The sequence below is a fragment of the Pseudoxanthomonas sp. SORGH_AS_0997 genome (assembly GCF_031453535.1).
Lineage (GTDB): Bacteria > Pseudomonadota > Gammaproteobacteria > Xanthomonadales > Xanthomonadaceae > Pseudoxanthomonas_A > Pseudoxanthomonas_A winnipegensis.
In genome coordinates, this window is sequence record NZ_JAVIZI010000001.1 from 446,455 (window position 1) to 460,602 (window position 14,148).

The 14,148-nt window shown below is 69.3% G+C and carries 13 protein-coding genes; 10 read left to right on the forward strand and 3 right to left on the reverse strand.

The features are described 5' to 3' along the window. Nucleotides 1–20: 20 nt before the first annotated feature. Both QE438_RS02115 and QE438_RS02120 read right to left on the reverse strand, forming a co-directional pair. Nucleotides 21–194: a hypothetical protein gene (locus QE438_RS02115; RefSeq protein ID WP_165394575.1), complete on the reverse strand. Its 174-nt coding sequence runs from the start codon at nt 192–194 to the stop codon at nt 21–23. A gap of 361 nt (nt 195–555) precedes the next feature. Beyond that, nucleotides 556–2,619: a 3-hydroxyacyl-CoA dehydrogenase NAD-binding domain-containing protein gene (locus tag QE438_RS02120; RefSeq protein ID WP_130520098.1), complete on the reverse strand. Its 2,064-nt coding sequence runs from the start codon at nt 2,617–2,619 to the stop codon at nt 556–558. A gap of 233 nt (nt 2,620–2,852) precedes the next feature. Here QE438_RS02120 and rpoE point away from each other — a divergent pair, with 233 nt between their 5' ends. From rpoE to recO, 9 genes are all read left to right on the forward strand, one after another. Beyond that, nucleotides 2,853–3,470: an RNA polymerase sigma factor RpoE gene (rpoE, locus tag QE438_RS02125; RefSeq protein WP_130520214.1), complete on the forward strand. Its 618-nt coding sequence runs from the start codon at nt 2,853–2,855 to the stop codon at nt 3,468–3,470. Continuing rightward, nucleotides 3,467–4,300 carry a sigma-E factor negative regulatory protein gene (locus QE438_RS02130; protein WP_306992907.1) on the forward strand — a complete coding sequence of 278 codons (834 nt, stop codon included), beginning with the start codon at nt 3,467–3,469 and terminating at the stop codon, nt 4,298–4,300. Before rpoE ends, QE438_RS02130 begins: the two co-directional genes overlap by 4 nt. A 72-nt stretch (nt 4,301–4,372) precedes the next feature. Then, nucleotides 4,373–5,914, forward strand: coding sequence for a Do family serine endopeptidase (locus QE438_RS02135; RefSeq protein WP_306992905.1), 1,542 nt, complete (start codon nt 4,373–4,375; stop codon nt 5,912–5,914). A 137-nt stretch (nt 5,915–6,051) separates the two neighbouring features. After that, nucleotides 6,052–7,845 carry a translation elongation factor 4 gene (gene lepA / locus QE438_RS02140; RefSeq protein WP_130534445.1) on the forward strand — a complete coding sequence of 598 codons (1,794 nt, stop codon included), beginning with the start codon at nt 6,052–6,054 and terminating at the stop codon, nt 7,843–7,845. Nucleotides 7,846–7,954: 109 nt separating this feature from the next. Beyond that, the gene (gene lepB, locus QE438_RS02145) at nt 7,955–8,749 is read left to right on the forward strand and encodes a signal peptidase I (protein ID WP_130520105.1); all 795 of its coding nucleotides are present in this window, start codon (nt 7,955–7,957) and stop codon (nt 8,747–8,749) included. Nucleotides 8,750–8,778: 29 nt separating this feature from the next. Further along, nucleotides 8,779–9,162, forward strand: a complete 384-nt coding sequence (locus QE438_RS02150; protein ID WP_130520107.1) for a DUF4845 domain-containing protein — start codon at nt 8,779–8,781, stop codon at nt 9,160–9,162. Beyond that, on the forward strand, nt 9,149–9,829 hold the full coding sequence (rnc, locus tag QE438_RS02155; protein ID WP_131661009.1) for a ribonuclease III: 681 nt from the start codon (nt 9,149–9,151) through the stop codon (nt 9,827–9,829). Before QE438_RS02150 ends, rnc begins: the two co-directional genes overlap by 14 nt. 104 nt (nt 9,830–9,933) lie before the next feature. Then, complete coding sequence (gene era / locus QE438_RS02160; RefSeq protein ID WP_130529247.1) at nt 9,934–10,842, forward strand: GTPase Era; 909 nt, start codon at nt 9,934–9,936, stop codon at nt 10,840–10,842. A gap of 198 nt (nt 10,843–11,040) precedes the next feature. Then, nucleotides 11,041–11,787 carry a DNA repair protein RecO gene (recO, locus tag QE438_RS02165; RefSeq protein WP_306992901.1) on the forward strand — a complete coding sequence of 249 codons (747 nt, stop codon included), beginning with the start codon at nt 11,041–11,043 and terminating at the stop codon, nt 11,785–11,787. A 156-nt stretch (nt 11,788–11,943) separates the two neighbouring features. On the opposite strand, the gene QE438_RS02170 is transcribed toward recO, so the two are convergent. Beyond that, a complete protein-coding gene (locus QE438_RS02170) occupies nt 11,944–12,645 on the reverse strand; it encodes a response regulator (RefSeq protein ID WP_306992899.1) in 702 nt (233 codons plus the stop codon). Between the two features lie 92 nt (nt 12,646–12,737). On the opposite strand from QE438_RS02170, the gene rlmD reads away from it, so the two are divergent. Beyond that, nucleotides 12,738–14,078 (forward strand): 23S rRNA (uracil(1939)-C(5))-methyltransferase RlmD, encoded by a 1,341-nt coding sequence (gene rlmD / locus QE438_RS02175; protein WP_306992897.1) that lies wholly within the window; start codon nt 12,738–12,740, stop codon nt 14,076–14,078. Nucleotides 14,079–14,148: the final 70 nt, after the last annotated feature.

Below are 14,148 nucleotides of genomic sequence, written 5' to 3' on the forward strand. Positions count from 1 at the left end.
GGCTTGTGCTGGCGTAACGCCTACAGCCCCTTGAACAGGTTGCCGATCAGCAGCACGACCAGCCCGGCGCAGACCAGCCAGAACGCGTATGGCACCAGCGCCGGGATGTAGTGCAGCTTGGCCGCCACGCCCAGGCCGCCGAGCAGCAGCGAGAGGAAGAACATGCCGGAGGTCGGTGGGGACAGATTGAACATGGCGATCGGCTCGCGGTCTTTCGTCAGGACTGAGGCGCCATGATGCCGCAACGCGCCGCCGGGCGGCAGCGCTGGGGTGGATGCTCGACCTTGGGGTTGCGTGCGAAGGCGCCTGGGCAGGCACGGATCCGCTTTGCTGCGCGTCTTGCCGGCCGCGCTGCACTCGACGCCACCGGCAGAACCTCTATCGTCGTTCCCGCGAAGGCGGGAACCCAGTGGCTTTCGGACCGAGCGTCAGAGCCCCTCAATGATTAGACAAGCGTCTGCCAAGAGGCACTCCCGCGTTCGCGGGAATAACGAGTTTTGCAGGTCGTTTCTACCCGGCACAGTGCCGCGCTAGGGCAACCACCGCCGCAGCGGCTTACGCCACCGGCTCGCGCAACACGGGGTTGTCCCAGCCCGGGCGCGGGGCGAAGCGATCGCCGTGGCGGGCCTGCAGGGCGCGCAGGCGCTCCAGCAGGGCATCGGCGCCGGCGGCACGGATGTGCTGAATCGGACCGCCGCGGAAAGGCGCGAAGCCGGTGCCGAAGATCACGCCGGCATCGAGCAGATCGGCATCGGCCACGACGCCGTCGTGCAGGCAGGCCACCGCCTCGTTGAGCAGCGGCAGGATCAGGCGATCCTCCAGATCGGCCGGGGCCTGGTAGTCCTTGGGCACTTCGGGTTTGACCGCGCGCCCGTTCTCCCACTTGTACAGGCCCTGGCCGTCCTTCTTGCCGCGCTTGTCCGGTTCGACCGTGGCCAGCGCCGCCGGCACCTGCAGGCCGAGGAAGGGCGAAAGCTCCTTGCCCACGCCGGCGGCCACGTCCAGGCCGACGGTGTCGATCAGTTCGATCGGGCCCATCGGCATGCCGAATTTCACCGCCGCCTTGTCGATCACCGGGCCGGGGATGCCTTCGGCGTAGGCGTTGGCCGCCTCGAGCATGTACGGGAACAGCACGCGGTTGACCAGGAAGCCCGGCGTGCCGGCCACCGGCACCGGGAACTTGTCCAGCGCCTTGCAGAACGCGGCCAGGCGCTGCACGGTCTCCGGCGCGATGGTGTCGTGCTGGACGATCTCTACCAGCGGCATCATCGCCACCGGATTGAAGTAGTGCAGGCCACCGAACTGCGCCGGCTTGTCGATGTGCTCGCGCAGTTCGACCAGCGGGATCGAGGAGGTATTGGTGGTCAGCAGCGCGTCGGGCTTGAGATTGGGTTCCAGGGTCTCGTACAGCGCGCGCTTGGCTTCCGGGTTCTCGATGATGGCCTCGATCACCAGGTCCGCGCTGGCCACGCCCGCGCCGGCCAGGTCGGCCTTCAGGCGCGCGGCCACGGCCGGACGCTTGGCCGGGTCCTTGACCTTCTTCTCGAACAGCGCCTGGGCGCGGGTCATGGCCGGGTCGATGAAGCGCTGTTCGCGATCCTGCAGGGTGACCTCGAAGCCCTTGTAGGCCGACCAGGCGGCGATATCGCCACCCATCACGCCGGCGCCCACCACATGCACATGCTTGATGCCATGTTCCTTACCCCCCAGCCCCTTGAGACGCTCGGTGAGGAAGAAGATGCGGATCAGGTTGCGCGCGGTCGGCGTGCCGGCCAGCTTGACCACCGCGCGGCGCTCGGCATCCAGGCGCGCGCCGATGCCCTGGCCGCCGCTGCGCTCCCATACGTTGATCAGCGCGTACGGCGCCGGATACTGGTCCTTGCGCGCTTTGCGCGCGACCTGCTTGGCCATCTGCGGCGCCAGCAGCTTGCGCGCCGGCCAGGTGTTGGTGGCCCAGGCGGTGGCGCGCTGCTTGAACGGGCGCACCGTGCCCTTGAGCGCCAGCGACACGGCCGTGTCGATCAGCACCGCCTTGTCCACGACCTTGTCGACCAGGCCCAGGCCGCGCGCGGCGCTGGCCGAGACGGTGCGGCCGGTGAGCATCAGGTCCATCGCCGCCGGCGCGCCGATCAGGCGCGGCAGGCGCGCACTGCCGCCCCAGCCGGGGAAGATGCCAAGCTTGGTCTCGGGCAGGCCAATGCGCGTGGACGCATCGTTGGACGCCACGCGATAGCGGCAGGCCAGCGAGATCTCGGTGCCGCCGCCCATGCAGAAGCCATGGATGGCCGCCACGGTCGGGCAAGGCAGTTCGGACAGCTTCTGGAACACCATCTGGCCACGCCGGATCGCGTCGTTGACCGTGCCGCGGCGGTCGAACTCCTGGAACTCCTTCAGATCGGCGCCGGCGATGAAGCCGCTGGCCTTGGCCGAGGCGACCACCACGCCCTTGGGCGGGTCGATGGCCAGGCGTTCGATGATGTCGCCCAGCTCGATCAGCACGTCCTGCGAGAAGGCGTTGACCGAGGCATCCTGACGGTCCAGCCACAGGACGACCACACCTTCCGGACGGCTCTCCGTGCGCCAGTGACTGAATCGAAGCCCATCGAAGCTGGCTGCCATGAGCGGGACCATCCGTTGCAGTATGGGAAGACCGTTATGATCGGGAGCTTGTCTGGGTCGCGTCAAATCCCCACGTTCGAGGCTCCACCGCCGACAGGCCTGCCACGCGCGATGCGTTATTTTTCCGCTCCGAACCCCTTGCAGCAGGACTGCCATGCCGCCGGTGAACTTTTTTGCGTCGCCGCGGTCTCAGGATCCGGCTCATGACGACGCCCACTTCCGTGCGGCCCGGCATGCGCGACGCTGATCCACCCATCGAGCTGGATCTCGAGCTGGTCAAGCGCGTCCAGCGCGGAGACAGCGCCGCCTTCGATCTGCTGGTGCGCAAGTACCAGCATCGGATCCTGGCGCTGATCGGTCGCTACGTGCACGACTGGAGCGAGTGCCAGGACGTGGCGCAGGAAACCTTCATGCGGGCCTATCGCGCGCTGGGGAATTTCCGTGGTGACGCGCAGTTCTATACGTGGCTGCACAGGATCGCCGTGAATACCGCCAAGAACCATCTGGTCGCCCACAACCGACGCCCGCCCACCGACGATGTGGACGCCGCCGACGCCGAGCAGTACGACGCCGGCGCGCGGCTGCGCGACACCGACACGCCCGAGCGCGAACTGATGCGCCAGCAGCTGGAGCAGTCGGTGATGCGCGCGGTCGATGCATTGCCCGAGGAGTTGCGCACGGCCATCACCCTGCGCGAGGTCGAGGGCCTGAGCTACGAGGAGATCGCCACGAAGATGGGCTGTCCGATCGGTACGGTGCGCTCGCGCATCTTCCGTGCCCGCGACGCCATCGATGCCGAGCTGCGGCCGCTGCTGGACACCGGCAGCGCCACCCGGGAGCAGAAACGATGATCGACGACAAGTTCCAGCAGCATTACCGCCAGCAGATGTCCGCGCTGATGGACGGCGCGCTGGCCCCCGACCAGGCGCGCTTCCTGATGAAGCGCATGGCCGACGACGAGACCCTGGCCGCGACCTGGGAGCGCTGGCAGCTGTGCGGCGACGTGCTGCGCGGCCAAGCCCAGGCGCCGGCGCCGCACGGCTTCGCCGAGCAGGTGGCCGCCGCCATCGCGGCCCAGCCCGTGCAGCCGGCCGCGAACCAGGCGCCGGCCCGCGGCGGGCGCGTGCTGCGCTGGGGCAGCGGCGCGGTCGCCGCCGCCGTGGCGCTGGTGGCGGTCTTCATGGCCGGGCAGCAGAGCGGCCGGCCTTCGGCCTCGCCTGAAACGCCGGCGCTGGCCAGCGCGAGCGCGCCAGGGCCTGCGCCTTCGCCTGCCACGCCGGCCCCCGCCGACGCCTCGACCGCCGCAGGATCGGCGCTGCTCGCCTCGGGCATGGCCGTGGCCAGCTTGCCGCGCCGGGCCGAGGACAGCCGCCGGGGCAGCGCCACGCGCAACCAGCAGGCCGCCCGGGCGACCGCGGCGATCACCCAACAGGCCCTGGCCGCGGTGAACGCGCCGGCACCGCCCATTGCGGCCAGCTCGCAGGATCCGTTCGCCGGCACCCGCCTGGGCCAGCCGGCGGCCCGGCCGTGGCCGCGCTCCAGCCTGTCCCAGCTGCGCAACAACGGTGCCTACGCCACCGGTTACGCGCCCGGCGAGCAGACCTCGTATTACCCGTTCCAGCCGCGCCTGCCGGTGGCAGAGCCGGCGCCCTCGGCGCAGCCAACCCCGGCGCAGCCGTAAGTCCGGCGGCGGCCCGCGCTGGGCTGCCGCCTCATTCCCCCTTCTTCTTCCGACGCAAAAGGCGAGCAGTCGATGAATCCACGTCTCCGCATGGGCCTGATCGGCCTGGTTTCCCTCACCGTCCCGCTGTCCGCCTGCGCGCAGCAGGGCGGCAGCGGCGCCGCCGCAGTGGCGCCCACCATCGCCCAGAGCAGCGCGCCGCAGATCGTCACCGGCCTGCCGGACTTCACCAAGCTGGTCGAGCAGGTGGCCCCGGGCGTGGTCAATGTCGATGCCACCATCGGCGACGACAGCAGCAGCGCCGATGATCAGATCACCCAGGACGATGACGACGACCAGGGCATGGACCAGTCGCAGATCCCGGAAATCTTCCGCCAGATCTTCGGCCCCGGCATGCAGATTCCGGGGCCCGGTCGCGGCGGCGGCGGCAGCCGTCCGCGCGGCGAGTCGATGGGCTCGGGCTTCATCATCTCGCCCGATGGCTACATCCTGACCAACAACCACGTGGTCGACGGTTCCAAGAACGTCAAGGTCAAGCTTTCGGATGGCCGCGAGTTCAAGGCCAAGGTCGTCGGCGCCGACCAGGGCTACGACGTGGCGCTGCTGAAGATCGACGCCACCGGCCTGCCGTCGCTGCGCATGGGCGAGTCCAACAACCTCAAGCCCGGCCAGTGGGTGGTGGCCATGGGCTCGCCGTTCGGCCTGGATCATTCGGTGACCGCCGGCGTGGTCAGCGCCACCGGCCGCACCCAGGCCGGGATGGGCGGCAGCAACTACGTGCGCTTCATCCAGACCGACGTGGCGATCAACCCGGGCAATTCCGGCGGCCCGCTGCTCAACACCTCCGGTGAGGTCGTCGGCATCAATTCGCAGATCTTCTCCCAGTCCGGCGGCTACATGGGCATCAGCTTCGCGATCCCGATCGACCTGGCCGTCAGCGCCGCCGACCAGCTGAAGAAGACCGGCAAGGTCAGCCGCGCCATGCTGGGCGTGAGCATGAACCAGCGCATCAGCGAGGCGATGGCCAAGACGCTCAAGCTGCCCGATACCAACGGCGTGCTGGTGACCCAGGTGACCCCGGGCAGCGGCGCGGCCAAGGCCGGCCTCAAGCCGATGGACGTGATCACCGAGTTCAATGGCGCCAAGATCACTGACTACTCCGATCTGCCCTCGCGCGTGGCGCCGCTGCCGCCGGGCACCAAGGTCACCCTGACGGTCATCCGCGACGGTTCGCCGCGCAAGGTCGACGTCACCCTGACCGAGCTGGACCCGAAGCTGGCCATGGGCGGCCGCGGCGGTCCCGGCGCCCAGGACGAGGAGGGCGGCAGTCGCGCTTCCCCGGCCCTGACGGCCAAGGAGCTGGGCTTCTCGGTGCAGGCCGACGGGCGCGGTAAGGTCGTGATCGTGGGTGTCAGCCCGGCGGTCAGCCAGGACACCGGCCTGGAGCCGGGGCTGGCCATCGTCCAGGCCAACCGCCGCGACATCGGCAGCCTGGAGGACTTCAACAAGGCCACCGCTGGCCTGAAGAAGGGCGACGTGCTGATGCTGCTGATCGAGAGTGCCCGCAGCGGCGTGCGCCAGTTCGTCGCGGTCACCGTCGGCGGCGCGCGCTGAGCGCGCCTCGGTCCTGGCGCCGGGCGATCCCGGTGCCGGGGCCGGACGCCGGGGCGGCGGCGGCCATGCGATAATCTCCGTTTGCCCTTCGACGGCCCCCGCCCGCCGCCCCCATGCCGCCTGAAACGCCCGCTTCGATGCGGAACATCCGCAATTTCTCGATCATTGCCCACGTCGACCACGGCAAATCCACCCTGGCCGACCGCATCATCCAGCTGTGCGGTGGTCTGCAGGCCCGTGAGATGGAGGCCCAGGTGCTCGACTCGAACCCGATCGAGCGCGAGCGCGGCATCACCATCAAGGCCCAGTCCGTCTCGCTGCCGTACAAGGCGCTGGACGGCCAGACCTACCAACTGAACTTCATCGACACCCCCGGCCACGTGGACTTCTCCTACGAGGTCAGCCGCTCGCTGGCCGCGTGCGAGGGCGCGCTGCTGGTGGTCGATGCCGCCCAGGGCGTGGAAGCCCAGTCGGTGGCCAACTGCTACACCGCCGTCGAGCAGGGCCTGGAAGTGGTGCCGGTGCTCAACAAGATCGACCTGCCCACCGCCGATATCGAGAAGGCCAAGGCCGAGATCGAGGCGGTGATCGGCATCGACGCCACCGACGCGGTCGCGGTCAGCGCCAAGACCGGCCTGAACGTCGAGCAGGTGCTGGAGGCCATCGTCCACCGCATCCCGCCGCCGCAGCCGCGCGACACCGACAAGCTGCAGGCGCTGATCATCGACTCGTGGTTCGACAACTACCTGGGCGTGGTCTCGCTGGTGCGCGTGATGCAGGGCGAGATCGGTCCGAAGTCCAAGATCCTGGTGATGTCCACCGGCCGCACCCACGAGGTGGACAAGGTCGGCGTGTTCACGCCCAAGCGCAAGGAGCTGCCCAAGCTGGGCGCCGGCGAGGTGGGCTGGATCACCGCCTCGATCAAGGACGTGCACGGCGCGCCGGTCGGCGACACGCTGACCCTGGCCTCGGACCCCGCCCCCAAGCCGCTGCCGGGCTTCCAGGAGATGCAGCCGCGCGTGTTCGCTGGCCTGTTCCCGACCAATGCCGAGGACTATCCGGCCCTGCGCGAGGCGCTGGAGAAGCTGCGCCTGAACGATGCGGCGTTGCGCTTCGAACCGGAAAGCTCCGAGGCGATGGGCTTCGGCTTCCGCTGCGGCTTCCTGGGCATGCTGCACATGGAAATCGTGCAGGAGCGCCTGGAGCGCGAGTACGACCTGGACCTGATCAGCACCGCGCCGACGGTGGTCTACGAGGTGCTCAAGACCGACGGCAGCATCGTCTCGCTGGACAACCCGGCCAAGCTGCCGCAGTCCAACCTGATCGAGGAAGTGCGCGAGCCGATCATCCGCGCCAACATCCTCACCCCGGAAGCCTACATCGGCAACATCATCAAGCTGTGCGAGGAAAAGCGCGGCGTGCAGATCGGCATCCAGTACCTGGCAAGCCAGGTGCAGATCAGCTACGAGCTGCCGATGGCCGAGGTGGTGCTGGACTTCTTCGACAAGCTCAAGTCGGTCTCGCGCGGCTATGCCTCGCTGGACTATTCGTTCCTGCGCTTCCAGGCCGGCCCGTTCGTGCGCCTGGACACGCTGATCAACGGCGACAAGGTCGACGCGCTGAGCCTGATCGTGCACCGCAGCCAGGCCGATCGCCGCGGCCGCGAGCTGTGCGAGAAGATGAAGGAACTGATCCCGCGGCAGATGTTCGACGTGGCCATCCAGGCCGCCGTCGGCGCGCAGATCATCGCCCGTTCCACGGTCAAGGCCATGCGCAAGAACGTGCTGGCCAAGTGCTATGGTGGCGATATCACGCGCAAGAAGAAGCTTCTGGAAAAGCAGAAGGAAGGCAAGAAGCGCATGAAGCAGGTCGGCCGCGTGGAGATCCCGCAGGAGGCCTTCCTGGCCGTGCTGCAGGTGGACAGCAAGTAAGAGGCAGGCCGGCCCTGGCGCCGGCTGCAGGCGGGGCGGGTCGCATGGCCCGCCCTAGTTTTGTGCAAGTACGCGCGATGCCCGCCGCATCGCGCGATAAGGACAAGCGATGGTCTGGTTCGAAACAATCCTGGTCGTGCTCACCCTGCTGACCGGCTTCATCTGGCTGCTGGACAAGCTGTTTTTGGCCAAGCGCCGCGCCGCCAAGGCCGGCCTGCTGGACGAAGAGCCGGTGCTGGTGGATTACTCCAAGGCGTTCTTCCCGGTGCTGGCGATCGTGCTGATCCTGCGCAGCTTCGTGGCCGAGCCGTTCAAGATCCCGTCGGCCTCGATGATGCCCAACCTGCTGATCGGCGACTTCATCCTGGTCAACAAGTTCTCCTACGGCCTGCGCCTGCCGATCACCAACACCAAGTTCCTGCCGCTGGGCGAGCCCAAGCGCGGCGACGTGGTGGTGTTCAAGCCGCCGATGGATCCGGAGAACAACTGGGTCAAGCGCATCATCGGCCTGCCGGGCGACACCATCACCTTCTCCGGCAATACGCTGGCGATCAACGGCGTGCCGGTGCAGTACAAGCCGCTGGGCACCTACACCGGCCGCGGCCTGCCGCCGGGCAGCGACCGGGTGACCCTGCTGCAGGAAGACCTGCCGGGCAAGACCCACACCATCTACGAAGACCTGGGCCACTACGTCGGCGAGGGCACCTGGAAGGTGCCGCCGGGGCACTATTTCGTGATGGGCGACAATCGTGATAATAGCGAGGACAGCCGCCTGTGGCCTGACACGCACTTCCTGCCCGAGTCCAACCTGCGCGGCAAGGCGTTCGTGATCTGGCTCAACTGCGAGGGCTGGTTCTGCAAGAACGGGTTCGATCCCTCCCGCATCGGGACCCGGATCGAGTGACGCGGTTCCACAGGGGTGAGGGGAAGGACATGAAGCGCAACCAGAGCGGCATGACGCTGATCGGTTTTGTGATCACGCTGGCGGTGGTCGGATTCGCCGCCTATATCGGCATGAAGCTGTTCCCGATGTACCAGGAGTTCTATTCGGTCAAGGCCGCGGCCAAGGGCCTGTCCGAGCAGTCCGGCTCGGCCGACATGGATCCGGCGCGGCTGCAGGACCTGTTCTTCCGCCGGCTGGACATCAACTACTCCGAGAACGTCAAGCCGGAGAACGTGAAGTTCAAGCGCATCAACAACGGCTGGAACCTGCACGTGCAGTACGAAGTGCGCCGGCCGATGATCGGCAACCTGGACGTGGTCGGCAAGTTCGAGACCTCACAGGACATCGTGCGGAGCGGTGGTGGCGAAGGCTGAGCCGACGGCCGGCGGTGCGGGCATCGGTCATGTCTTCACCGATCCGCAGCTGCTGGCCCAGGCGCTGACCCATCGCAGCGCCGGCGCGGTCCACAACGAACGGCTGGAATTCCTCGGCGACAGCATCGTCAACCTGCTGATCGCCGAAGCGCTGTTCCAGCGCTGGCCCAAGGCCGACGAGGGCGCGCTGACGCGCGCGCGCGCCGAGCTGGTGCGCGAAGGCTCGCTGGCGACCCTGGCGCGCGAGCTCGATCTGGGCGCGCGTCTGACCCTGGGCCCGGGCGAGCTGAAGTCCGGCGGGCATCGCCGCGATTCGATCCTGGCCGATGCGCTGGAGGCGGTCGTGGCCGCGATCTACCTGGACGCCGGCTTCGAGGCCTGCCGCGCCTGCGTGCTGCCCTGGTTCGAATCGGCCCTGGCCGCCCTGCCGGTCGGCAAGCCGGAGAAAGACCCCAAGACCCGCCTGCAGGAATGGCTGCAGGGCCGGCAGAAGGCGCTGCCCAGCTACGAGCTGGTCTCCGAGAGCGGCGAGGAGCACGCGCGCCATTTCCAGGTGCGCTGCGTGCTGACCGACCCCGCGCTGTCGGCCGAAGGCGAGGGCGGCTCGCGCCGCGCCGCCGAACAGGCGGCCGCCGCCGCCGTGATCGCCCAGCTGCCGCGCAAATGATCGGCGAGGCCGGCGTGCGGCTCGGCCCAGCGCTGCAACGGCCGACCGCCCCGTTCGTCACTTCCGTACACACTGCCCCCGCCCACACGTCCTAAGCTGTCCCCATGAACGAGTCCAAGCCCCACCGTAGCGGCAGCGTTGCGGTCATCGGCCGTCCCAACGTCGGCAAGTCCACCCTGACCAACGCGCTGGTCGGCGCCAAGGTGTCGATCACCTCCAGCCGTCCGCAGACCACGCGTCACCGCCTGCTGGGCATCGCGACCTTTCCGGAAGGGCAGATCGTGCTGGTCGATACGCCCGGCCTGCACAAGCAGCAGGGCAAGTACTCGGCCTCGGCCATGAGCCGGGTCATGAACCGCGCCGCGCGCGGCGCGCTCGAAGGCGTCGATGCCGGCCTGCTGGTGATCGAGGCCGGGCGCTGGGACGAGACCGACACGCTGGCCTACAACGTGCTCAGCGATGCCAAGATCCCGCTGGTGCTGGTGATCAACAAGGTCGACCGGCTCAAGGACAAGTCCGAGCTGCTGCCGTTCCTGGCGCAGGTGAGCGAGGGCCGCAGCTTCGCCGCCGTGCACCCGATCTCGGCATTGAAGAAGAGCGGCCTGGACGCGCTGGTGCGCGACATCCTGGCGCAGCTGCCCGAAGCGCCGCCGATGTACGGCGAGGACGAGATCACCGACCGCAGCGAGCGCTTCCTGGCCGGCGAGCTGGTGCGCGAGCAGCTGATGCGCCAGCTCGGCGCCGAGCTGCCGTACGCCACCACGACCGAGATCGAGCACTTCACCGTGGACGGCAACATGCTGCGCATCGGCGCGGTGATCTGGGTCGAACGCGAGAGCCAGAAGGCCATCGTCATCGGCAAGGGCGGCGCGCGCCTGAAGGACATCGGCAGCAAGGCGCGCCAGCAGATGGAGCATCTGTTCGACCGCAAGGTCTTCCTGGAAACCTGGGTCCGCGTGCGCGAGGGCTGGTCGGACGACGAGACCGCGCTGAAGGCGTTCGGGTACGAGTGAAGTGTTTCAGGGGCCAGAGGTCAGGGGCCAGAGGTCAGGGGTCAGGGGCCAGGGGTCAGGGGCCAGGGGCCAGGGGTCAGGGAGAACGTCTGCATTGCGTGTCTGCTCTGCCTCCATCGAAGCCCGACGGATGGTCGGCGGTTCGCGCCGCAATGCTGCTTTTCTCTGATCCCTGGCCCCTGACCTCTGGCCCCTGCTGTGAACATCGACCAGCCCGCCTTCATCCTCCACACCCGGCCCTGGCGCGAGACCAGTCTGCTGGTCGAGGTGCTGAGCGCCGGCCATGGCCGGCTGGGCGTGGTCGCGCGGGGCGTGCAGGGGCCGAAGAAGCAGGTGCTGCGCGCGGCGCTGCAGCCGCTGCAGCACATACGGCTCGAGGCGCAGCTGCGCGGCGAACTGGGGCGGCTGACCGGCGCCGAGGCGCTGGACGCCGCGCCGCGCCTGCAGGGCGATGCGATGCTCGCCGCGTTCTACATCAATGAGCTGGTGCTGCGCCTGGCCCCGCGCCAGGACCCGCTGCCGGACCTGTATCTGGCCTATGCGCGGGTGCGCGCGCGCCTGGCCCACGACGAGCCGCTGGCGTGGTCGCTGCGCCGCTTCGAGCGCGACCTGCTCGAGGCGATCGGTTTCGGCCTGGTGCTCGATCACGATGGCGACGGCGCGCCGGTCGACCCGGCCGCGCGCTACCGCCTGGACCCCGAGCACGGCCCGCGCCGGCTGCTGAGCGAGCGCAGCGGCGAGCGCGCCTCGGCGCCCAGCGGCCGCGCGCTGCTGGCGCTGGCCTCCGACGCCCAGCCCGAGGCGGCCGACCTGGCCGACCTGCGCCGGGCGATGCGCCAGCTGCTGGCCCACCACCTGGGCGCCCGCGGCCTGAAGTCCTGGGACATGCTGGCCGCGCTGCCGCGCCCGTCGACACCCTCGGCCACCAGCGAAGACGCCACCTGAAACACGGGTGGGAGCGCCTGCCTCTTCCGATCAGATCGCCGCCTCCCTGTAGAGCGGAGCTTGCTCCGCTGGAGGCTTCCCGAGGAACCGAACGAAGAGCAGCGGAGTCCCCAAGAGGGGATTGCCACAAGCTCCGCTCTACCGACAGGTGGTGGCTCAGGCGCGCGTCTGCTGCCAGGCGGCGTGGAATTCGGCCTGGGCGGCGCGGTCGGGCAGGCTGGCGTCCAGGGTCTTGGCGGCGGCGTGCAGGCGGGCGGCGCCGACGAAGCCGCTGCTGGCGCGCAGGCGGTGCAGCTGCTGGTGGGCGCCAGGCAGGTCGTCGGCGGCCAGGGCGGCCTCGATGGCGGCGGCCTGGGTGTCGAGCTCCTGCAGGAACAGCCCGCGCAGGGTCTGCAGATGCTCGAGGTTCCCACCCAGCGCCGACAGCGCCGCCGCGTCGTCCCACACCGGCACCTCGTCGCTGCAGGTGCGGATGGCCGCGGTCTCAGGCGGGGTGCGCGCCTGCAGCGCATCGCGCGCGGCCTGGCGCAGCGAGGCCGCGCCGACCGGCTTGACCACCACCGCGGCAAAGCCGGAGGCGCACAGCGCGGCGTGCAGGCCGGGCGAGGGGTCGGCGGTGTGCGCCAGCGCCGGCAGCGCCGGCTGGCGCGCGCGCAGGCGGGCCAGCAAGGCATCGCCGCGGCCATCGGGCAGGTTGGCATCGACCAGGCACAGGTCGAAGCGGCCCTCGGTCGCGAGCGCCTCGGACTGGCTGCGGGCCACGGCCACGGTGGCCGGCAGCGTTTCGAGCGCGGCGCGCATGAACTCGCTGGTGGTGGGATCGTCCTCGACCAGCAGGATGTGGGGCGTGGCGGCCATGCGGGCTCCTTTCGCGGCGGCGGGCCGCGCCGGGCGTCGGCCCCGGCGCTTCTGCGACAATACGCGATTCCCCGCACGCAGCTCATCGCCACGTGGCCCGTTCCCCGCGCATCGACAAGACCCCGTTCGACCTTGAGATCCACGACCTGAGCCACGACGGCCGCGGCGTGGCCCGCCGTCCCCCCACCGTGCCCGGCGAATCGGGCAAGGCCGTGTTCGTCACCGGCGCGCTGCCGGGCGAGCGGGTGCGGGTGGAGCAGACCGCGCGCAGCAAGCACTTCGACGAGGCGCGCACGCTGGAGGTGCTCGACGCCTCGCCCGACCGCGTCACGCCGCGCTGCCCGCACTTCGGCACCTGCGGCGGCTGCGTGCTGCAGCATCTGGAGGAGACCAAGCAGATCGCCTACAAGCAGCACACGCTGCTGGAGAACCTGACACGCATCGGCCACGTCGCGCCGGCCAGCGTGCTGCCGGTGCTGCACGAAGGCAGCTGGGGCTACCGGCGCAAGGGCCGCTTCTCGGTGCGGCGCGTGGAGAAGAAGGACAAGACCCTGGTGGGTTTCCGCGAGCAGGATCCGCGCTTCGTCGCCGATCTGCGGCAATGCCATACGCTGATCCCGCAGATCGGTTTCCGCATCGAGGCGCTGGCGCAGTGCATCGACCGCCTGGCCGGACGCGCGGACATCCCGCAGATCGAGTTCATCGCCGGCGACGCGGCCATCGCGCTGGTGGTGCGCCACCTGGCGCCGCTGGTGCAGGACGACCTGGACATCCTGACCGCCTTCGCCCAGGAGCAGGACTTCGCCATCTTCCTGCAGCCGGGCGGCAACCACACCGTGCATCCGCTGTGGCCGGCGCAGGTGCCGCTGTCCTTCCGGCTGGCGCCGTGGGACATCGAGCTGGCGTTCCGGCCGCTGGACTTCATCCAGGTCAACGGCAAGCTCAACGAGAAGATGATCGCGCATGCCTTCGCGCTGCTGAATCCGCAGCCGGGCGAGCGCGTACTGGACCTGTTCTGCGGCCTGGGCAACTTCACCCTGCCGCTGGCGCGGCTGGTGGGCGAGGTGGTCGGCGTGGAAGGCGAGGCCGGGCTGGTGGCGCGCGCGCAGGAGAACGCGCAGCGCAACGGGCTGTCCAATGCGCAGTTCTTCGCCGCCGACCTGACCACCGACCAGCGCGATGCGCCGTGGATGCGCGCCGGCTTCGACAAGCTGCTGCTGGATCCGCCGCGCTCGGGCGCGATCGACGTGCTGCGGCAGCTGCCGCTGCAACAGTTCTCGCGCATCGTCTACGTCAGCTGCCATCCCGGCTCGCTGGCGCGCGATGCGGGCTATCTGGTCAACGAGTGCGGCTTCAGGCTGGTGTCGGCGGGGGCGATGGACATGTTTCCGCAGACCGCGCATGTGGAGTCGATCGCGTTGTTCGAGCGGTAGTCGCTTTCGCCCCCTCCCTTTTGCGCGAAGCGCAAAGGGGAGCTCGAAGTCGCGAACTAGCGACTGAGGG